The sequence below is a fragment of the Dechloromonas sp. H13 genome, assembly GCF_009469615.1.
Taxonomy (GTDB): Bacteria; Pseudomonadota; Gammaproteobacteria; order Burkholderiales; family Rhodocyclaceae; genus Azonexus.
Window position 1 is genome coordinate 99,107 of the sequence record NZ_SSXX01000009.1, and the last position, 18,388, is coordinate 117,494.

General features: G+C 64.5%; 19 protein-coding genes and 1 pseudogene. 9 read left to right on the top strand and 11 right to left on the bottom strand.

Going from position 1 to position 18,388, the window contains the following annotated elements; genetic code table 11:
- Nucleotides 1–10 precede the first annotated feature (10 nt).
- Complete coding sequence (locus GH660_RS16415; protein ID WP_153147841.1) at nucleotides 11–1,321, bottom strand: sigma-54-dependent Fis family transcriptional regulator; 1,311 nt, start codon at nucleotides 1,319–1,321, stop codon at nucleotides 11–13.
- 340 nt (nucleotides 1,322–1,661) lie between these two features.
- Here GH660_RS16415 and ccoG point away from each other — a divergent pair, with 340 nt between their 5' ends.
- From ccoG to GH660_RS16435, 4 genes are all read left to right on the top strand, one after another.
- Nucleotides 1,662–3,074, top strand: coding sequence for a cytochrome c oxidase accessory protein CcoG (gene ccoG, locus GH660_RS16420; protein ID WP_153147842.1), 1,413 nt, complete (start codon nucleotides 1,662–1,664; stop codon nucleotides 3,072–3,074).
- Between the two features lie 190 nt (nucleotides 3,075–3,264).
- Nucleotides 3,265–4,596 carry a 30S ribosomal protein S12 methylthiotransferase RimO gene (gene rimO / locus GH660_RS16425; RefSeq protein ID WP_153147843.1) on the top strand — a complete coding sequence of 444 codons (1,332 nt, stop codon included), beginning with the start codon at nucleotides 3,265–3,267 and terminating at the stop codon, nucleotides 4,594–4,596.
- 7 nt (nucleotides 4,597–4,603) lie between these two features.
- A complete protein-coding gene (locus GH660_RS16430; protein ID WP_153147844.1) occupies nucleotides 4,604–5,473 on the top strand; it encodes a patatin-like phospholipase family protein in 870 nt (289 codons plus the stop codon).
- Between the two features lie 7 nt (nucleotides 5,474–5,480).
- Nucleotides 5,481–6,875, top strand: a complete 1,395-nt coding sequence (locus GH660_RS16435; RefSeq protein ID WP_153147845.1) for an FAD-binding oxidoreductase — start codon at nucleotides 5,481–5,483, stop codon at nucleotides 6,873–6,875.
- Nucleotides 6,876–6,888: 13 nt separating this feature from the next.
- Here the strand turns inward: GH660_RS16435 and GH660_RS16440 are convergent, their stop codons facing one another.
- The 8 genes from GH660_RS16440 to GH660_RS16475 form a co-directional block, all read right to left on the bottom strand.
- Nucleotides 6,889–7,326, bottom strand: coding sequence for a hypothetical protein (locus GH660_RS16440; RefSeq protein WP_153147846.1), 438 nt, complete (start codon nucleotides 7,324–7,326; stop codon nucleotides 6,889–6,891).
- Nucleotides 7,327–7,354: 28 nt separating this feature from the next.
- A complete protein-coding gene (locus tag GH660_RS16445; RefSeq protein WP_153147847.1) occupies nucleotides 7,355–7,609 on the bottom strand; it encodes a hypothetical protein in 255 nt (84 codons plus the stop codon).
- A 19-nt stretch (nucleotides 7,610–7,628) separates the two neighbouring features.
- Nucleotides 7,629–7,826, bottom strand: a complete 198-nt coding sequence (locus GH660_RS16450) for a hypothetical protein (RefSeq protein ID WP_153147848.1) — start codon at nucleotides 7,824–7,826, stop codon at nucleotides 7,629–7,631.
- On the bottom strand, nucleotides 7,823–8,215 hold the full coding sequence (locus tag GH660_RS16455; RefSeq protein WP_368666124.1) for a YkgJ family cysteine cluster protein: 393 nt from the start codon (nucleotides 8,213–8,215) through the stop codon (nucleotides 7,823–7,825). The genes GH660_RS16450 and GH660_RS16455 overlap by 4 nt, the downstream gene beginning before the upstream one ends.
- Entirely contained in the window at nucleotides 8,140–9,018 is an 879-nt protein-coding gene (locus GH660_RS16460; protein ID WP_153147850.1) for an Hsp33 family molecular chaperone HslO, read from the bottom strand. The genes GH660_RS16455 and GH660_RS16460 overlap by 76 nt, the downstream gene beginning before the upstream one ends.
- A complete protein-coding gene (locus tag GH660_RS16465; protein WP_153147851.1) occupies nucleotides 9,015–9,359 on the bottom strand; it encodes an arsenate reductase in 345 nt (114 codons plus the stop codon). Before GH660_RS16465 ends, GH660_RS16460 begins: the two co-directional genes overlap by 4 nt.
- Nucleotides 9,360–9,583: 224 nt before the next feature.
- Nucleotides 9,584–10,357 (bottom strand): sulfite exporter TauE/SafE family protein, encoded by a 774-nt coding sequence (locus GH660_RS16470; protein WP_153147852.1) that lies wholly within the window; start codon nucleotides 10,355–10,357, stop codon nucleotides 9,584–9,586.
- Between the two features lie 24 nt (nucleotides 10,358–10,381).
- On the bottom strand, nucleotides 10,382–11,473 hold the full coding sequence (locus GH660_RS16475) for a tartrate dehydrogenase (protein WP_153147853.1): 1,092 nt from the start codon (nucleotides 11,471–11,473) through the stop codon (nucleotides 10,382–10,384).
- 99 nt (nucleotides 11,474–11,572) lie between these two features.
- Here GH660_RS16475 and GH660_RS16480 point away from each other — a divergent pair, with 99 nt between their 5' ends.
- Nucleotides 11,573–12,487: a LysR family transcriptional regulator gene (locus tag GH660_RS16480; RefSeq protein WP_153147854.1), complete on the top strand. Its 915-nt coding sequence runs from the start codon at nucleotides 11,573–11,575 to the stop codon at nucleotides 12,485–12,487.
- 2 nt (nucleotides 12,488–12,489) lie between these two features.
- Here the strand turns inward: GH660_RS16480 and GH660_RS16485 are convergent, their stop codons facing one another.
- Nucleotides 12,490–13,413, bottom strand: coding sequence for a LysR family transcriptional regulator (locus tag GH660_RS16485; protein ID WP_153147855.1), 924 nt, complete (start codon nucleotides 13,411–13,413; stop codon nucleotides 12,490–12,492).
- A 245-nt stretch (nucleotides 13,414–13,658) separates the two neighbouring features.
- Between GH660_RS16485 and GH660_RS16490 the strand changes: the two genes are divergently transcribed.
- The 4 genes and pseudogenes from GH660_RS16490 to GH660_RS16505 form a co-directional block, all read left to right on the top strand.
- Entirely contained in the window at nucleotides 13,659–14,960 is a 1,302-nt protein-coding gene (locus GH660_RS16490; RefSeq protein WP_153147856.1) for an MFS transporter, read from the top strand.
- Between the two features lie 42 nt (nucleotides 14,961–15,002).
- Nucleotides 15,003–15,902: a L(+)-tartrate dehydratase subunit alpha gene (gene ttdA / locus GH660_RS16495; RefSeq protein WP_153147857.1), complete on the top strand. Its 900-nt coding sequence runs from the start codon at nucleotides 15,003–15,005 to the stop codon at nucleotides 15,900–15,902.
- The gene (gene ttdB / locus GH660_RS16500) at nucleotides 15,899–16,507 is read left to right on the top strand and encodes a L(+)-tartrate dehydratase subunit beta (RefSeq protein WP_153147858.1); all 609 of its coding nucleotides are present in this window, start codon (nucleotides 15,899–15,901) and stop codon (nucleotides 16,505–16,507) included. Before ttdA ends, ttdB begins: the two co-directional genes overlap by 4 nt.
- Before the next feature lie 178 nt (nucleotides 16,508–16,685).
- Nucleotides 16,686–16,892 (top strand): annotated as a pseudogene (locus GH660_RS16505) (phosphate acyltransferase); the annotation flags it as partial.
- Between the two features lie 102 nt (nucleotides 16,893–16,994).
- Here the strand turns inward: GH660_RS16505 and GH660_RS16510 are convergent.
- Nucleotides 16,995–18,323: a ferric reductase-like transmembrane domain-containing protein gene (locus tag GH660_RS16510; RefSeq protein ID WP_153147859.1), complete on the bottom strand. Its 1,329-nt coding sequence runs from the start codon at nucleotides 18,321–18,323 to the stop codon at nucleotides 16,995–16,997.
- Between the last annotated feature and the right edge of the window lie 65 nt (nucleotides 18,324–18,388).

Here is an 18,388-nt window from a genome sequence, read left to right on the forward strand (position 1 = left end):
TTTTTGTTTTTCAGAGATTGCGCAGCTTGCGGTAAAGGGTTCGCGGGCTGATGCCGAGTTTGCCGGCCAGCGTCGGCAGGTCGTTGCGGGAGTTCGTCCTGACCCATTCCAGGTAACGTCTTTCCAGTGTCGCCAGGTCGACGATTTCGTGCATCTGGAACGAAGCGTTCGCCGCGTCCGGCGCTTCGGGTATGTCGTCGGCCATTTCCGCCAGGTGGCGCACATCGATCACGTCGCCGTCGGCGAGCAGGGTGGCGCGTTCGATCAGGTTGCGCAGTTCGCGGATGTTGCCGCTGAAGCGGCGGCCGGCCAGCCAGGCGAGGGCGGCCGGGGTGAAGCTGCGCGTGCGCTTGCGGTCGACGCGTTCGAGCAGCGAAATGGCCAGCAGCGGAATGTCTTCGGTGCGCTCGTGCAGTGCCGGCGTGTGGATCGGGAAGGTGTTGATGCGGAAATAGAGGTCGCGGCGGAAGGTCTCGGCGTGGACCATGGCGCGCAGGTCGCGGTGGGTGGCGGTGATCAGGCGGAAGTCGGCGGGCAGCCAGTCGAGGCCGCCGACCCGGCGGTAGGTGCCGGTTTCCAGCAGGCGTAGCAGCTTGACCTGAAGGGCGAGCGGCAGTTCGCCGATTTCGTCGAGGAACAGCGTGCCGCCGGCTGCCGCTTCGACCAGCCCCTGCTTGCGGTGCGTGGCGCCGGTGAAGGCGCCTTTTTCGTAGCCGAAGAGTTCGCTCTCGAACAGCGTTTCGGTCATTCCGGCGCAGTCGACCGCAACGAACGGCCCTTCGTTGCGGTCGCCGGCCTCGTGGATGGCGTGCGCGACCAGTTCCTTGCCGGTGCCGGTTTCGCCGAGCAGGAGTACGCTGGCGTCGGCGCCGGCGACCCGCATCACCTTTTCCAGCATGCTCACGAAGGCCGGCGAGCGGCCGACCAGTCCTTGTGCGGCGGCCCGGCTGCTGGCCTGGCGGACGACGCGCATGGTCTCGACGAAATAGACGATCTGCCCCTGGTCGTCGCGGATCGGGGTGGTCTCGACATCGACGTGTTCCTCGCCGCGCGGCGTGTGGTGGAGGTGGAGCACGCGCTGTGGCGTGCCGGCTTCGAGGCTCTGCTTGAGCGGGCAGGATTCGCCGGCCTGGTCGCAGGGCACGCTGAAGCGATGCGACACCTCGTAGCAGGTGCGCCCGGCGACCGGCTGCCCGCTGCCGAATTCCCGCGCATAGGCGGCGTTGGCGGCGACGATGCGGTAGTCGGCATCCATCACGATGCGCGGTTCGGGCAGGCCGTCGAGGAAGGAGATCAGTTCGCTGAGAAAATGGGCGGTCATGGAATTTTGTCAAAATTGACAATGTTGTTCGCCAATAATGGCACAGCGTGGCCTCGTGCAAAAGTGCTAGCCCGAACGAAGGTGTCTAAGCTGCTGATTGACAAGCGGAAATCAAAATACACCGGGCAGGCACGCATCTTGTTAATGGCTTTACCGGAAACCGGTGACCCATTCCCTGCAGCGCGTCCTCCTGCCCTTCAGGGAACGGCCCGGTCAACCGTGGAACGGTCCGGCGGCATTTCCCCCTTGTTCGCCCCGCAGGCTCGCTTGTTGCAGCCGGACCTTCGCGGTTGCCGTCGTCCCGGTTTCCGACCCTATCGACCAGTCGCCACGATCATCAATGAGCCAGCCCCAGACCAGCACGTCCCAGGAAACGCCCAGCCAGGTTTCGTTCTACGAGAAGCGCAAGAAAATCTACGCCAAGGGCGTGCGCGGATTCTTCGACAACTGGCGCATCGCGCTGGTGATCTTCACCCAGATCCTCTTCTACGTCACGCCGTGGCTGGTCTGGAACGACCGCCAGGCGGTGCTGCTGCATCTGGTCGAGCGCAAGTTCTACATCTTCGGCCTGGTCTTCTGGCCGCAGGACGTCATCTACCTGGCGGCGCTGCTGATCATCTCGGCCTACGCGCTCTTCCTCGTCACCGCCATCGCCGGCCGCCTGTTCTGCGGCTACGCCTGTCCGCAGACGGTGTATACCCAGATGTTCATGTGGATCGAGAACTGGATCGAGGGCGAGCGCAACGCCCGCATCAAGCTCGACAAGGCGCCGCTCGATGCGCGCAAGATCCGCATCAAGGGCACCAAGCACCTGCTGTGGCTGCTGGTCTCGCTGTGGACCGGCTTCACGCTGGTCGCCTACTTCACGCCGGTCAACGAACTGATCGCGGCGGTCAAGTCCAACGACCTGAGCGGCTGGGAAACCTTCTGGATCTTCTTCTACGGCGGCTTCACCTACCTGATGGCCGGCTTCATGCGCGAGCAGGTGTGCAAGTACATGTGTCCCTACGCCCGTTTCCAGAGCGTGATGTTCGACCCCGACACGCTGATCATCACCTACGATCCGGAACGCGGCGAAACGCGCGGCGCGCGCCGCAAGGGCGTCGATGCCAAGGCCGCCGGCCTGGGCGACTGCGTCGATTGCGGGCTCTGCGTGCAGGTCTGCCCGACCGGCATCGACATCCGCAACGGCCTGCAGTACGAATGCATCGGCTGTGCCGCCTGCGTGGACGTCTGCGACCAGGTCATGGACAAGGTCGGTCTGCCGCGCGGCCTGGTCCGCTATTCGACCGAGAACGCCATGGCCCGCCACCTGACGCGCCAGGAGATCATCGGCCACGTCGTCCGGCCGCGCATCCTCGTCTACACCGCCATCCTGGTGCTCATCGTTGGCGCCGCCGGCTGGTTCCTGGCGCACCGCATCCCGCTCAAGGTCGACATCATCCGCGACCGCTCGACCCTGGCGCGCGAAGCCGACGACGGGCGCATCGAGAACGTCTATACCCTGCAGATCATGAACACCGAGGAGCGGCCGCACCGCTACACGGTTGCGGTCGACGGCCTGCCGGGGGCGGAAATCGCCGGCGAGCGCGAGGTCGATGTCCCCGCCGCGACGCTGCAGGCCTTCAATACCGTCGTCAGGGTGGCGCCGGATGCCGGCAGGCAGGGCGCCAATCCGATCCATTTCGAGATCGTCGCCAGCGAGAACGCCGACATCAAGGTCCGCGAAAAAGCCTCCTTCCTCCTGCCCTGACGCCGGTCCGGGCAGACTCCGCTTGGGCGGGAGCCGGTCTCCCGCCTTTTTTTCGTCCGCCGCGGCGTTTGACTAAAACCCCGTCACGCTGGAAAATCCTTTCCGCTGAATGCGTTGCGCAACGCATCGGCATGATTCGCCAAGCCCTGATCCCGAATCGGGGCTTTTTTGTTTTGCAGCACCTGAGGTAATGAACTTGAACACAAAAGTGCCGACCGTCGGTTTCGTCTCCCTCGGCTGTCCGAAAGCCAGCTCCGATGCCGAGCGCATCCTGACCAGGCTGCGCGCCGAAGGCTACGAGATTTCGCCGAGCTACGACGATTCCGACCTCGTCATCGTCAACACTTGCGGCTTCATCGACGCCGCGGTCGAGGAATCGCTCGACGCCATCGGCGAGGCGCTCAACGAGAACGGCAAGGTCATCGTCACCGGCTGCCTCGGCGCCAAGGGCGACATCGTCCAGACCACGCATCCCGCAGTCCTCGCCGTCACCGGCCCGCATGCCGCCGACGAGGTAATGGGTTACGTCCATGACCACCTGCCCAAGCCGCACGACCCGTACACCGACCTCGTGCCGCCGCAGGGCGTGCGCCTGACGCCGGACCATTTCGCCTACCTGAAGATTTCCGAAGGCTGCAACCACAGCTGCACCTTCTGCATCATCCCGAGCCTGCGCGGGCCGCTGGTGTCGCGGCCGGTCGGCGACGTGCTGGCCGAGGCGGAAAGCCTCGCCCGCGCCGGCGTCAAGGAAATCCTCGTTATCTCGCAGGACACCAGCGCCTACGGCGTCGATCTCAAGTACCGCACCGGCTTCTGGGGCGGCAAGCCGGTCAAGTCGCGCCTGAAGGAATTGTGCGATGCGCTGGCCAGCTTCGGCATCTGGGTCCGTCTGCACTACGTCTATCCCTATCCGTCGGTCGACGACGTCATCCCGCTGATGGCCGAGGGCAAGATCCTGCCGTATCTGGACGTGCCCTTCCAGCACGCCAGCCCGAGGATCCTCAAGGCGATGAAGCGTCCGGCCTCGGCCGAGAACACGCTGGAACGGATCGCCAAATGGCGCGAGATCTGCCCGGAAATCGTCATCCGCTCGACCTTCATCACCGGCTTCCCCGGCGAGACCGAAGAGGATTTCGACCAGCTGATCCAGTTCCTCGAAGACGCCAAGCTCGACCGCGTCGGTGCCTTCGCCTACTCGCCGGTTGATGGGGCCAGGGCCAACGAGCTCCCCGGCCTGCCGCCGGAGGATGTGCGCGAGGATCGCCGCCGCTGGCTGATGCAGGTCCAGGAGGACATCAGCGCCGCCAAGCTGGAAGCGAAGATCGACAGCACGATCCAGGTGCTGGTTGATGCCGTGGACGAGGAGGGCACTATCGCCCGCTCCAAGGCCGATGCCCCGGAAATCGACGGCCTGGTCTACATCGACGGCCATTTCGATGCCGCGCCGGGCGACTTCCTCCAGGTCAGGGTCGTCGATGCCGACCACCACGACCTCTACGCCGAGTTCGTGCGGCAGGACTGAGGGCGCGATGGGCAGTCCGCGTCTCGGCATCGCCCTCGGTTCCGGCTCGGCGCGCGGCTGGGCGCACATCGGCGTGCTGCGCGCGCTGCAGCATGCCGGCATCGAGCCGGACCTGGTCTGCGGCACCTCGATCGGCGCCTTCGTCGGCGCTGCTTTTACCTCGGGCAAGCTCGACGAGCTGGAGGACTGGGTCGCCAGCCTGACGCGGCGCGACGTGCTCGGCTTCTTCGACGTCGGCCTCGGCGGCGGCCTGATCAAGGGCGACCGCCTGCTCAACTTCGTCGCCCAGCGCTTTCTCGCCGGCGATTTCGCCGACCTCGACCGGCCGTTCGCCTGCGTCGCCACCGACCTCGCCAACGGCCGCGAGGTCTGGCTCAAGGAGGGCGGGCTCATCAGCGCCGTGCGTGCCTCGATCGCTTTGCCCGGCCTGTTCGCCCCGCACCAGATCGGCGGGCGCTTCCTGGTCGATGGCGGGCTGGTCAATCCGGTGCCCGTTTCGTTGTGCCGGGCGCTCGATGCCGATGTCGTCGTCGCCGTCGATCTCGGCATGGACACCATCAACCTGCGCCTGCGCAAGCCGGGCGGCGAGGCCGGGGCGCAAGGCTGGCGCCACAAGGTCGGGCGCTGGCTGGTGCGCAACGGCAACGGCGACGGCACGCCGCGACCGGCGCTGACCGACGTCGTGACCAACAGCGTCGCCATCATGCAGGGGCGCATCTCGCGCTCGCGCATGGCCGGCGAGCCGGCCGACGTGCTGGTCGCCCCGCGCCTCGGGCAGATGGGGCTGCTCGACTACCAGCGCGGCGTCGATGCCATCACCGCCGGGCGCAAGGCGACCGAGCACATGTTGCCGTTGCTCCATTCGCTGCTCGAATGAGCCGTCGATGAACGCCGATCCGCTGATCGCCACGCTCTCCGCCATCGTCGGTCCGGCCCACGTGCTGACTGCCGCCGCCGACCTCGCGCCCTTCGTCACCGACTGGCGCGGCCGCTACCGGGGCGCTGCGCGCTGCGTGGTGCGTCCGGCCGGGACCGCCGAAGTGGCGGCGGTCGTCCGGGCCTGCGCGGCGGCCGGTGCGCCCATCGTCCCGCAGGGCGGCAACTCCAGCCTGTGCGGCGCGGCGACACCGGACGCCGGCGGCGGCGCCGTCATCGTCAGCCTCGGGCGCCTGAACCGCATCGTTGCGGTCGACGCACAAAACGACACCATTTCCGTCGAGGCCGGGTGCACGCTGGCGGCGGTGCAGGACGCCGCGCGTGCCGCCGACCGCCTGTTCCCGCTGGCGCTCGCCTCCGAAGGCACGTGCCAGATCGGCGGCAATCTGTCGACCAACGCCGGCGGCGTCCAGGTGCTGCGCTACGGCAACACGCGCGACCTGACGCTCGGCCTCGAAGTCGTCCTGCCCGACGGCGAAGTCTGGAACGGCCTGCGCGGCCTGCGCAAGGACAACACCGGCTACGACCTCAAGCAGCTGTTCATCGGCGCCGAAGGCACGCTCGGCATCATCACCGCGGCGGTGTTGAAGCTCTTCCCGCTGCCGAAAACGCAGACCACCTGCTGGCTCAACGTCGCGACGCCGGCAGCTGCGGTCGACCTCCTGAATCGGGCAAAAACCGCGTTCGACGCGCATCTCACCGCCTTCGAGCTGGTCTCCGAAACCGCGCTCGGGCTGGTGCTCCGGCACATCCCCGGCGCCGCGCGGCCGGGCGCCGCCAGCCCGTGGTACGTGCTGGCCGAGTTCTCCGCGGCCGACCCAACCGCCGTCGAGGGCTGGCTGACGGAGCGGCTGGAACGCGGCGAGGCGGATGACGGCGTCGTCGCCCGCTCGCAGGCCCAGGCCGCGAAGCTGTGGTCGCTGCGCGAGAACATTTCGGAAGCGCAGAAGATCGAGGGCATCAGCATCAAGCACGACATCGCGGTGCCGGTGTCGCGCATTCCCGAGTTCCTGGCGCGCGCCGACGCGGCGCTGGCGGCCGCCTTTTCCGGCATCCGCGTCGTCGCCTTCGGCCATGTCGGCGACGGCAACCTGCATTACAACCTGTCGAAACCCGATGCGCAGGACAACGCCGCCTTCATCGCCGCGCAGCCGGCGGTCAATCGCCTGGTGCATGACGCGGTCGACGCCCTGGGCGGGTCGATTTCCGCCGAGCATGGCATCGGCCAGCTCAAGCGCGAGGAATTGCTGCGTTACAAGAGTCCGGTCGAGATCGCCCTGATGCGCACCCTCAAGCAGGCGCTCGACCCGCGCGGGCTGATGAATCCGGGCAAGATCCTCTAGTCGCGGCTGGCCGTCAGTGGTCGATGGAATGCATCCGCTGGACCACGGCGGCAAGCACCGCCGTCGACCAGCCGAACATCAGCATGCCGGTCATCGCCTCGAAGCCGCCGAAGCCCGTCCAGTGGCCGGACAGGCTATGCACGTTGACCGCCAGCGTGGTGTAGTACTCCATCGAGTAGAACATGGCTTCGCGGACGCTGCCAATCATGCCGGCCTGAACGTAGAACGCCGCCCAGACAATGACTTCCGCGAAATGAGTGACCAGCATGATGGCGACGATCCCGACCATCAGCGCCGAGCGCGCCGCCGGGTGCGCCTTCGCCTCAAGCATCGGCAGCCCGAAGCGCTTGAAGCTGCGGCGCACGACATCCATGCCGAAGCCATGCAGAATCACCGTGATGCAGAGGGGAATCAGCGCCACCAGGATCTGCTGGAAATATTCGAATTGCATCGTGGCCTCCGGGTCGGGTGTCGGCGATTCAGCGCTTGCGGGCCAGCTGCCGGGCGAAGGCCGCGTCGTTTTTTGTGATGCGGGGCGCCGGCTGCGGACCCTGGGCGTCGACGAAGGCCACGAATTCGTCGAGCGGCAGCGCCGGCGAGACTTCGCGGTCGCTGCCATCCACCCGCTCGCGCAGCAGGAACAGACCGCTGCCGGTCATCACCATCAGGTAATTTCGCCCCTCGCTGCGCTTGTTGAGCCGGGCGACCGCCGCCGTGGCACGGGTCGAACGCATGATTTCTTCCTCCCGGCGCCTAGCGGTATTGCCGGAACACCGCCCGCGCATCCTGATGGGCGCGCTCCAGCGTGCAGATCGAAGGATCGTCGTCGTGCCCGCTGAAGAAATCGTCGGCCTGGGCGCGCATCACCATGGCGATGGCCGCCTGGTCGGTAGCGTCGTACTTCTCGGTGATCAGCGTGGTCACTTCGTCGAGGTGCTCTTCGTAGGTCATGGAGTCGGTCCGGCAAGGTAGAGGGTCCGTTCGGCGCGGCAGTCGTCGCCACCCATCCGGTAGTCGCGGCAGATGAAGGGGCGGCGCGCGTAGATGGTGCACCGCATGGTATTGCGATCGAGCGCCGCGCACCAGCCGTCGGCGAGCCGCCGCAGCACCCAGCCGCCCCAGCGATCCTCGGCAGTGAAGCGGGCAGGAACGTCGTCGTCGCCGGTCAGCATGACTTCCAGGCGGCAGCAGCAGGCGGCGCAGGTGTCGCAGGAAACCGCCGCATCGTTGCCGGCGGCGGGGTCAGCCGCGTTCGGGTGCGGTTTCAGTGCAGCGTCCGGCCGGCGTCGGAAAACAGCTCGGCGACGTCCTCGGCGCTGAAGCGGTATTCGTGGTTGCAGATGTCGTCGCGGATCAGGATCTCGCCGTGCTCACGCAGGATCGTCTCGGCATCCTCGCGGCCCAGGCTGCGGATCATGTCGCGCACCTTGGTCCAGTCCTCCGGGCAGTGGTAGACCACCGGCGCCGGGTCGTAGACGCGCACGCCGTGGCTCGCCATGTCCTCATGGAAGAGGCGGCCGAGCAGGGCCTCGGCGTCGAGCTCGAGCAGTTCGCCCGGCTTGACGGTGGCGGCGAGCTGGGTGATGCGGTGCCAGCCATCGGCGTCGCGGGCGTCGGCCTCCGGCATCTTCTGCAGGAACAGGCAGGCGGCGGCCCTCGGGCCGGCGCTCACGAACAGGCGCGAGGGCTGTTGTTCGGACTGTTCGAGGTAGTGTTCGAAAATCGCCGCGATGCTGTCACCGACCAGCGGGACGAAGCTCTGGTAGGGGTGGCGGGCGTTCGGCTGGTCGAGGCTGAGCATCAGCTGGCCGCCCTGGTCGGCGCCGAGCAGCGCCGGCACCGGCGCCGGCAGGACGACCGGGTTGCTGCGCGCCATGCCGCGCATCTGCAGCTGCTCGTTGCAGTCCATGACCAGCAGCTGGATCGGGCCGTTGCCACGCAACTGCAGCGTCAGGCGCCCGGGTTGCTTGAGCTGGGCGGCGATCAGCGCGGTGACGGCGGCAGTCTCGCCGAGCAGTTGGGCGACCGTCGGCTGGTAGTTGCGGTCGACCTGCATTTGCTGCCAGGAATCGCCGAGGTGAACGATGGCGCCGCGGATGTCGAGGTGCTCGAAGAGGAAACGGCGGACGCTGCTGCCGCTCATTTGAGTTCGGCGGCGTAGGTTTCGGGGGCGAAGCCGACCAGCAGCTTGCTGCCGGTGTCGAGCACCGGCCGCTTGATCAGCGCCGGATACTGCGCCATCAATTTGAGGGCTTTTGGCGCGTCGACCGCAGAACGCTCCTCATCGCTCAGCTTCTTCCACATCAGGCCGCGCGTGTTGAGCAGCTTCTCCCAGCCGGCGCGTGCCGCCCAGTCGGGCAGGTTGGCCTCGGCGACACCGGCCTTCTTGTAATCGACGAATTCGTAGGCGACGCCGTTGTCGCTGAGCCAGGTCATGGCCTTCTTCATCGTGTCGCAGTTCTTGATGCCGTAGAGTTTGGTCATTTTGGTAGTGATTGGATGGTTCTTGCTGGAAGAGGTTATTGTAGCCGGGGACACGGTTGTGCCCTCAGCGGCTTGACGGCGTGTTCCAGGAATGCGGCTTTTTTTGAGCAAACTGCCGCTCTCCGGAACCACTATGACCGCACAGCACAGGAGCGCATCGCGTTGCCTACAGTTGAATGCCTCCAGTGCCAATATCCTGCCCTGCGAACGCGCATGAGCGGGTGCTATTTTTGGAGAATCGGTTTCAGTAGCAGCCAGATGGACGTGCCCAGGATCATCCACGCGAAGGTGGTCTTCATGGTTCGTTCCGGCAGTCGGTGAGCCAATGCCACGCCAGCTGAGACGGTAAGAAGCCCTCCGATCGCCAAGGGGAGGCCAACGGACCAGTCTACGTGCCGGGCGCTGCCGTAGGTAATCAGGGCGACAAGCGAGCAAGGCGTGACCAGCGCCAGAGAAAGACTTTGAGCGACGGTTTGCCGTTGACCGAAAAGACTCGTGAAGATGGGCGTTGCCACCAGCCCACCGCCAACCCCCAGAAGCCCCATGCAGGCGCCACCCAGAATGCCGACAGCAGGCATCAGTCGAGGGCTCAGGCGGCTGGCCGTTTCCTCCGAAACGGGCTTCTTCCGCCCAGCCAGCATGCGGAGCGCCAGACCGAGGAGAAATATGCTGAACACGGTACGCAATACATTTGGATTCAAGCTCGTGGCCAGGTAGGCCACCAACAAGGTCGTTACCGAGGCAAGCAGTCCGATCTGGATGGCGGTTCGCCAGGGAACGGGATGCCGACGAGTGTATCGCCACCAGCCGACGACCAGGATGGGAACCATCATGGCCAGCGAGGTTCCCTGCGCCAGCGCTTGCTCCATCCCGAGAACAAGCCCGAGAAAGGGGATTGCAATAATCCCGCCGCCAATACCGAACAGGCCGCCAAAAAAGCCCAGTGCGGCGCCCAGCATGAGCATGGTCAGAAGATCGACGATCGCCGGCAGATGCATTGTCAGGCTTTCCGGATGCGACGTTTACTGGGGAGCAAGCGATTCCAGCGCCTTGGCAATCGCCTTTCCCGACTCGCTTGTCGTGGCGCTCCCGCCCATGTCGGGTGTTCGCGGGCCGTTGATGAGCACTTCCTCGATCGCTTTCATCATCGCATCATGGGCTGCCTTGTATCTGGCATCGCCATTCCCGAGGAAGTCGAGCATCATGGCCCCGGACCAGATCATGGCGATGGGATTGGCGATGCCTTGGCCGTAAATGTCCGGTGCCGAGCCATGCACCGGTTCGAAGAGGGAAGGGAAGGTGCGCTCGGGATTGAGATTGGCGGATGGGGCAATGCCGATCGTGCCAGTGCAGGCAGGCCCCAGGTCGGAAAGGATGTCGCCGAAGAGATTGGAGGCCACGACGACATCGAAGCGCTCCGGGCTGAGCACGAAGCGGGCGCTCAGGATGTCGATGTGGTACTTGTCCCAGCGGACGTCGGGGTAGTGCTCGGCCATGGCGGCCAGACGCTCGTCCCAGTAGGGCATGCTGATCGCGATGCCGTTTGACTTGGTCGCCGCCGTCAGGTGCTTTTTCGGCCGCTGTCGGGCCAGATCGAAGGCAAATTTCAGGATGCGATCGGTTCCCTTGCGCGTGAAGATCGACTCCTGAATCACCGTTTCGCGGTCCGTCCCTTCGAAAATCCGGCCGCCGACCGAGGAGTATTCCCCTTCCGTGTTTTCGCGGATGACGAAGAAGTCGATGTCGCCCACCTTGCGGTTGGCCAGCGGGCAGGGAACGCCCGGCATCAGGCGAACCGGGCGCACATTGGCGTACTGGTCGAAATCGCGGCGGAACTTGAGTAGCGAGCCCCAGAGCGAGACGTGGTCCGGCACGGTGGCGGGCCAGCCGACGGCGCCGAAGTAGATGGCGTCAAAGCGCCTTAGCTGCTCGAACCAGTCGTCCGGCATCATCCTGCCGTGTTCGAGGTAGTAATCGCAATTCGCCCACGCGAAGGTCGTGAATTCCAGATCAAGGTCGAATTTGCGCATCGCCACGTCAAGGACGCGCAGACCCTCGGGCATGACTTCCTTGCCGATCCCGTCGCCGGCGATCACCGCGATTTTGTGCTTCATGTCGATCTCCCCTGCAATGCGCGAATGTTGGTTCGGCTAGCTTAGCGGTCACGAAAATATTTACAATCCATTCAAATGTGAATTCCGTGGATACGATTCGTGAATATTCGGCCCCAACTCGACGATCTCCGCCTGTTTTGTGTCGTTGCACGCAACCGCAGTTTTGCCGAAACCGCCCGCGAACTTGGGGTTTCCAAGGCCGTGGTCAGCAAGCGGATTGCGTTGCTTGAGGCGGCGGTCCAGGAAAGGCTGTTCCATCGGACGACGCGCAACGTCTTTCTGACGGCGCAGGGCGAGATCGTCCATCAATGGGCGCAACGCATCCTCGAGGACGTCGACCTGATGGGAGAAGCGATCTCCCGGGAAAAGGCGGCGCCGAGCGGACTCCTGCGGATTTGCAGCAGCACCGGCTTTGGGCGCAGTCGTCTGGCACCTGCCCTCTCCGCGTTGGCGCGGCAATTCCCGCAACTCGAGATCCAAGTCGAACTGTTCGACCGCCTCGTCGATCTCGTCGATGAAGGCTTTCAACTCGACATCCGGATCGGCCATGTGCACGAGGGGAACGTCATCAAGCGCCGGATTGCCCGCAATCGGCGGGTGCTGTGTGCCGCGCCGTCCTATGTCGAACGATTCGGGATGCCGCAATCGCTGGAGGACCTGAAGGCGCATCGCTGCATTCCGATCCGCGAGCGCGACCAGGATTTCGGACGTTGGGAACTGGAGGGGCCGGAAGGCCTCGTCGCCATCAAGGTCAGCGGGCCGCTCTCGGCCAACAACGGGGAAATTGTCCGCCAGTGGGCCATCGACGGTCACGGCATCATTCTGCGCTCGACCTGGGACATCTCCCGTGAGATCGAGGCCGGTGCGCTGCTGCCGGTATTGCCGCAGTACTTCCAGCAGGCGGACGTCTGGGCTGTCTATCCTTCCCGGCTATCGGTATCCGCCAAGGTCAAGGTCTGCGTCGAATTTCTTGAGCAATGGTTCGACCAGACCGGGATGAACGAACGCCTGTAGCGCTACCAGTTCGAGCGGTTCTGGCTCGGACTGTCCGCATGCTGGCTCAGATAGTTGCGCAGGTGTTCGACAAAATAGGCAACCTTGGCGGAAAGGTTCAGTCGTTCCAGGTATACCGCATAGACATCGGCGGGCGGCGTGTCGTAATCCGCCAGAACCTGCACCAGTCGGCCACTCCGCAGATACTTGGCGACATCCCACTCGGCGCGCATCAGGATGCCATGCCCCTCCAAAGCCCAGTTGAGGGCGACTTCCCCGTCATTGGTGCTCAACTTTCCATGCACCTTGACGGTTTCCGTTTGCTTCCCGCGGCTCAGTCGCCAATTGCCATAGGCGGCTTCATTTTGTCGCAGCACGATGCACTGATGTTGCGTGAGCTCATGGGGATGGGCGGGATGGCCGGCCGTGCGCAGGTATGTCGGCGATGCGCACAGGAGCCGCCGGTTGGCGGCGATCTTCTTGGCAATCAGCCGTGAGTCGGGCATGTCGCCAAAGCGGATCGAAACGTCGATCGCTTCATCCGGGAGGCTGACCGGACGGTCGGTAAGGTGGAGTTGTACCTCGACGTCCGGGTAGGTTTTCGTGAACGCCGAGATGGCCGGGCCGATGTAGGAACGACCAAAGCCAAGCGGCGCATTGACCCGCAACAACCCTTTCGGGGCAGCGCGGCTGCTTGATACCAGACGCTCCATTTCGTCGATGTCGCTCAGGATGCGCAACGCATTCGCGAAATAGACCTCGCCTTCGCTGGTGAGGCTGATCCGGCGGGTTGTCCGATTGAGGAGCCGCACGCCGAGACGTTCCTCCAGTTGTGACAGGCGCCGGGAAACCGCCGGCGGGGTCAGGTTCAGTTCCCGCGCGGTGGCTGCGAGGCTCCCCTGTTTGACCAGAAGACAGAAGAAGGCGAGTTCCGAGTCGGTGTTCATTAGTAAGTTTTTTGCAATGATGTTTTAACTTTACATCGATTCATATTTTTTCCAAAGGTTTTAACCTCCGCTCCACGCTACACCCCCATGGAGAACAGCGCTTTTCGGGACGAAGGATCGAAAAAGCGAAAGAGCCGCAGAAGACGGTGGAAATGGCCAAGGCCCGCCGGGCCGGGTCGAGTGGCGGTAGAGACATCGGCGCTACCGGCATCGGTTGGTAATCGTCAAAAGAGAGGAGACGCTCAATGGAACTGGATATTGAAAAACGCACCTTGCGCCGTATCACCTGGCGCATCGTGCCCTTCATCATGCTGTTGTACTTCATTGCCTACATCGACCGGGTCAATATCGGCTTTGCCGCCCTGACGATGAAGGAAGATCTGGGCTTCACCGCGTCGATACTCGGGTTCGGTGCAGGCATCTTTTTCTGGGGTTACTTCCTGTTCGAGGTGCCCTCCAACATCATCCTGCACAAGGTCGGGGCGCGCCTCTGGATTGCCAGGGTGATGGTGACCTGGGGCATCATTTCAGCCGGCATGGCCTTCGTCGAGGGACCGACCAGCTTCTACGTGATGCGCTTCCTGCTCGGGGCGGCCGAGGCTGGCTTCTTCCCCGGCATCATCCTGTATCTCAGCTATTGGTTCCCGGCCCGTCACCGTGCCGGCGTGACCGCCTTCTTCATGGCGGCGGCACCGATTTCCACCGCGCTCGGTTCGCCGATTTCCGCCGCGCTGCTCGAGATGAACGGGGTCATGGGCATGGCCGGCTGGCAGTGGATGTTCATTCTCGAAGCGATTCCGGCCCTGATCCTCGGCGTGGTCGTCTTCTTCTACATGACCGACAAGCCGGAACAGGCCAAGTGGCTCAAGGACGATGAGCGTACCTGGCTGGTCAATGCAATGAACAAGGAAGTCGCCAGCAAGGGAAGCAACGCCAAGCACAGCATCCTGAGCGGCCTGGCCAATCCCCGTGTGCTGGCGCTGGCGATGATCTACTTCGGCACCTCGGCCGGCCTTTACACCCTCGGCATCTGGGCGCCGCAGATCATCAAGCAGTTGGGCGTGTCATCGATGACGGTCGGCTTCCTGAATGCGATCCCGCCGATTGTCTCGGTCATCGCCATGGTCCTGTGGTCACGTCATTCGGACCGTACCGGCGAGCGTACCTGGCACGTTGTCCTGGCTTGTGTTGCCGCGGCGACCGGCCTCGTGGTGGCCGCAGCTGCCAACAGCATCATCGGCCTGATTGCCGCCCTGACCATCGTCAATGTCGGTATCAGCTGCGCCAAGCCGCCCCTGTGGAGCATGCCGACCATGTTCCTGTCGGGTGCGGCGGCTGCCACGGGTATCGCCACCATCAACTCGATCGGCAACCTCGGCGGCTTTGCCGGCCCGGCGATGATCGGCTGGGTCAAGGACCAGACCGGCAGCTTTGCAGGCGGACTTTACTTCGTTGCCGGCCTGCTGGTGATGTCCGCGGTGCTGACCCTGCTTCTGGCCCGTTCCACAAAACCGAATGTGGTGACGGCCGAAGCGGCAGCGCACTGAAGCAACGACCCCATCTCAACAGATTTCATGAAGGAGCAAATAATGGACAAGGAAACTGCAGTCCAGTCCCTGACGGACACCATGGCCAAATTCACGGCCTACATCGGCAAGCGTCTGCCCAAGGACGTGAAGGCCAAGCTGGCCGACCTGCGTACGATGGAAACCAACCCGTTGGCCAAGTCGATCTACGATTCGATGGCCGGCAACCAGGAAGCGGCGGACAAGCTGGATCGTCCGAGTTGCCAGGACACCGGCGTCATCCAGTATTTCGTCGAAGCCGGTGCCAACTTCCCGTTGCTGGGCGAACTGGAAGACATCCTGCGCGAGGCGACGGCCGGCGCCACCCGGATGGGGCCGCTGCGCCACAACGCGGTCGAAACCTTCGACGAGAAGAACACCGGCACCAATACCGGCACCCAGATTCCCTGGCTGGACTGGCGCATCGTGCCGGAACTCGATAGCTGCACCATCGACGTCTACATGGCCGGCGGCGGGTGTACGCTGCCCGGCGCCGCCAAGGTGCTGATGCCGGGTCAGGGCTACGAGGGCGTTGCCGAATTCGTCATGGACGTCATCACCGAACGCGGTGTCAATGCCTGTCCGCCGCTGCTGGTCGGCGTCGGCGTCTCGACCTCGGTCGAGACCGCCGCCCGTCTTTCCAAGCTGGCAATCCTGCGGCCGGTCGATTCCAGGAGCAGCAACCCGCGGGCGGCGCTGATGGAAGACCTGCTGGAGCAGGGTCTCAACGAAATCGGCATCGGCCCGCAGGGCCTGACCGGCAACAACAGCGTGATGGGCGTCAATATCGAATCGTCCGCCCGCCATCCCTCGACCATCGGTGTCGCCGTCAATACCGGCTGCTGGGCGCACCGCCGCGGCAAGATCCGGATCAACGCCGACATGTCCTACGACATCATTTCCCATGAAGGAGTCGTCCTGTGAAAAAGATTCTGACTACGCCCATCAAGGATGAAGATCTTGAAAGCCTCAACGTCGGCGACGTCGTCTATCTGACCGGTCGCCTGGTAACCTGCCGCGATGTGGCGCATCGCCGCCTGATCGAGCAGGGCCGCGAACTGCCGGTCAAGCTCGAAGGCGGCGCGATCTTCCACGCCGGCCCGATCGTCCGCAAGAAGGACGACGGCAACTTCGAGATGGTCTCCATCGGCCCTACGACGAGCATGCGGATGGAGAAATTCGAGCGCGAATTCATCAAGCAGACCGGCGTCAAGCTGATCGTCGGCAAGGGCGGCATGGGCCCGGAAACGGCCGCCGGCTGCCAGGAAAACAAGGCAGTGCACGCCATTTTTCCGGGCGGCTGCGCGGTGCTGGCGGCGACCCAGGTCGAGGAGATCGAAGGCGCCGAATGGCAGGACCTGGGCATGCCGGAAACGCTGTGGATCAACCGGGTCAAGGAATTCGGGCCGCTGATCATCTCGATCGACACCAAGGGCAACAACCTGATCTCGCAGAACAAGGCCGGGTTCCAAGAAAAGAAAAAGCCGGTGCTGGAACGGATCAGCAAACAGCTCAGCTTCATCAGGTAAGCACGCATCCGGAACACCGGACGAGGGCGCCATGGGCGCCCTTGTTTCTTTCCAATAACAAGTAGCAGGAGACAACCATGGATCCCAGGCAATCAAGCGAATCCGCGCTGTATTACCACCGTCACACGAAGCCTGGGAAGATTGCGGTGACGCCGATCAAGCAGCTGACCAACGTCAGGCCAACCTGCTGGTGATGCCGACGCTCGATGCCGCCAACATCTCGCTCAACCTGCTCAAGGTGGCGGCCGGCGACAACCTGACCATCGGCCCCATCCTGCCCGGTGCAGCACGGCCCGTCCATATCCTGACCCCCACCGCCACTGTCCGCCGCATCATCAATATGACCGCCCTCACAGTCGTCGAGACCAATGGTCGGGGACTTTGATCCAATCCTGCACAGCGCTATGAAGTGGCCGGCTCGGGTTTCGGCAAGTGGATCCGCTGGTGAAGACGTTTGTCATGGATCGCCTGACAACTCACCTCTCCATCAGCGGAACTCGAACGCCTCCCGGTGAAACGCATCCCCTGGCAAGCCGTTGCCAGCCAGCGTTCTTGAGAGGGCCTTTCCCCAGGCAGCCGGGCCGCAGAACCAGACGCTGGCGCCGGGTTTGAGGCGGCTCTGGATTTCGGCGGAGGTGAGAGGGCCCTGGGCATCGGTCAGGCGGCGGTGCAGGCGAACGCCGGCTTGCCGGCAGAGGCTTTCGAGGTCTGCCGGGTAGTCGGTGGCGTGCGGGGTGCAGTAGAAGAAGTCGGTTTCGGTGGCGGTCGCATTGCGGGCGATGCGTTCCCCGAGACGGGCGAGGAAGGGGGTGATGCCGATGCCGCCGGCGATCCAGATTTGCGGCGCCGGGCCTTTGCTGCGGTCGACCGTTCCGGAAGGGCAAAAATCAAAATTGCCGTAGGGGCCCTCGATGGCGATGGTCTGGCCGACACGCAGGGATTGCGGGAGCGTGCCGGTGTAGTCGCCCAGCGCCTTGATGGCGAGGGTGAGGGTGCCGGTTTTACGCTGCCAGGCGGAGGCGATGGTGAAGGGGTGGGCGCCTTCGGCCGGTGTGCCGAAATTGGCCAGCAGGAACTGGCCGGCGCGGTGGCCGGGCCAGTCGTCGTGCGGGCGGCAGGTGACTTCGAGGATGCCGTCGCCGTGCCGGGTCAGGGCTTCGATCTGCGCCGGGTAGCGGCGCGGGCGGCCGATGTGTCCGCTCAGCGAGAGCAGGGTGGAAACGATGCCGGCGGCGGCGAGCAGGGCGGTCAGCCAGCCGAGCGGCTGCGCCCAGAAGCTGCCGGGCAGCATCATCAGGCCATGAAAGACGCCGGCCAGGAAGACGGCGCCGAAGGCCTTGTGCACAAGGCGGAACCAGCGATAGGGAATGCGTTTGACGAGGGCGACAACGACCAGCGCGAGCAGGATGTAGCCGGCCCATTCGCCGACGTCCTTGGCCAGTTCGACCCAGAAATCCGGCGGACCCTTGGGGCCGGCGCCGCGCGGACGCGGGGCGATCAGCCCGGCGCGGGCGAGGTTCTTGGGCAGCCACTCGCTCATCCAGTGGGCGAAGACGAGGATGCCGCCGCCGATGCCGAGATACTTGTGCCAGCGGTAGAGTTTGTCCAGCCCGCCGAGGCGTTGTTCGAGCCAGCGCGGGCGGGCGGCGAGGACGATGCCGGCGCTCATCCACCACAGGGCGAGGATGCCGGAGAGGATGACGATGGCACGCCGCCAGTTCCAGAATCCGGGGTCGCTGGCGAGCAGGTCGGGGAGGACGAACAGGCCCCACAGGCCGAGCGGCAGGAGGGCGAGGGTGGTGAGGGTGCGCTTCATGACGGATGTGTGTTGCGGTATTGGGAATACCCGTATTGTGTGCCGCGGCAATGTAAAGCGCTGTT

Excerpts from the sequence above, each read along its gene's own strand:
- GH660_RS16415 (WP_153147841.1), bottom strand. The coding sequence starts at position 1,321 with ATGACCGCCCATTTTCTCAGCGAACTGATCTCCTTCCTCGACGGCCTG.
- ccoG (WP_153147842.1), top strand. The coding sequence starts at position 1,662 with ATGAGCCAGCCCCAGACCAGCACGTCCCAGGAAACGCCCAGCCAGGTT.
- rimO (WP_153147843.1), top strand. The coding sequence starts at position 3,265 with ATGAACTTGAACACAAAAGTGCCGACCGTCGGTTTCGTCTCCCTCGGC.
- GH660_RS16430 (WP_153147844.1), top strand. The coding sequence starts at position 4,604 with ATGGGCAGTCCGCGTCTCGGCATCGCCCTCGGTTCCGGCTCGGCGCGC.
- GH660_RS16435 (WP_153147845.1), top strand. The coding sequence starts at position 5,481 with ATGAACGCCGATCCGCTGATCGCCACGCTCTCCGCCATCGTCGGTCCG.
- GH660_RS16440 (WP_153147846.1), bottom strand. The coding sequence starts at position 7,326 with ATGCAATTCGAATATTTCCAGCAGATCCTGGTGGCGCTGATTCCCCTC.
- GH660_RS16445 (WP_153147847.1), bottom strand. The coding sequence starts at position 7,609 with ATGCGTTCGACCCGTGCCACGGCGGCGGTCGCCCGGCTCAACAAGCGC.
- GH660_RS16450 (WP_153147848.1), bottom strand. The coding sequence starts at position 7,826 with ATGACCTACGAAGAGCACCTCGACGAAGTGACCACGCTGATCACCGAG.
- GH660_RS16460 (WP_153147850.1), bottom strand. The coding sequence starts at position 9,018 with ATGAGCGGCAGCAGCGTCCGCCGTTTCCTCTTCGAGCACCTCGACATC.
- GH660_RS16465 (WP_153147851.1), bottom strand. The coding sequence starts at position 9,359 with ATGACCAAACTCTACGGCATCAAGAACTGCGACACGATGAAGAAGGCC.
- GH660_RS16470 (WP_153147852.1), bottom strand. The coding sequence starts at position 10,357 with ATGCATCTGCCGGCGATCGTCGATCTTCTGACCATGCTCATGCTGGGC.
- GH660_RS16475 (WP_153147853.1), bottom strand. The coding sequence starts at position 11,473 with ATGAAGCACAAAATCGCGGTGATCGCCGGCGACGGGATCGGCAAGGAA.
- GH660_RS16485 (WP_153147855.1), bottom strand. The coding sequence starts at position 13,413 with ATGAACACCGACTCGGAACTCGCCTTCTTCTGTCTTCTGGTCAAACAG.
- GH660_RS16490 (WP_153147856.1), top strand. The coding sequence starts at position 13,659 with ATGGAACTGGATATTGAAAAACGCACCTTGCGCCGTATCACCTGGCGC.
- ttdA (WP_153147857.1), top strand. The coding sequence starts at position 15,003 with ATGGACAAGGAAACTGCAGTCCAGTCCCTGACGGACACCATGGCCAAA.
- GH660_RS16510 (WP_153147859.1), bottom strand. The coding sequence starts at position 18,323 with ATGAAGCGCACCCTCACCACCCTCGCCCTCCTGCCGCTCGGCCTGTGG.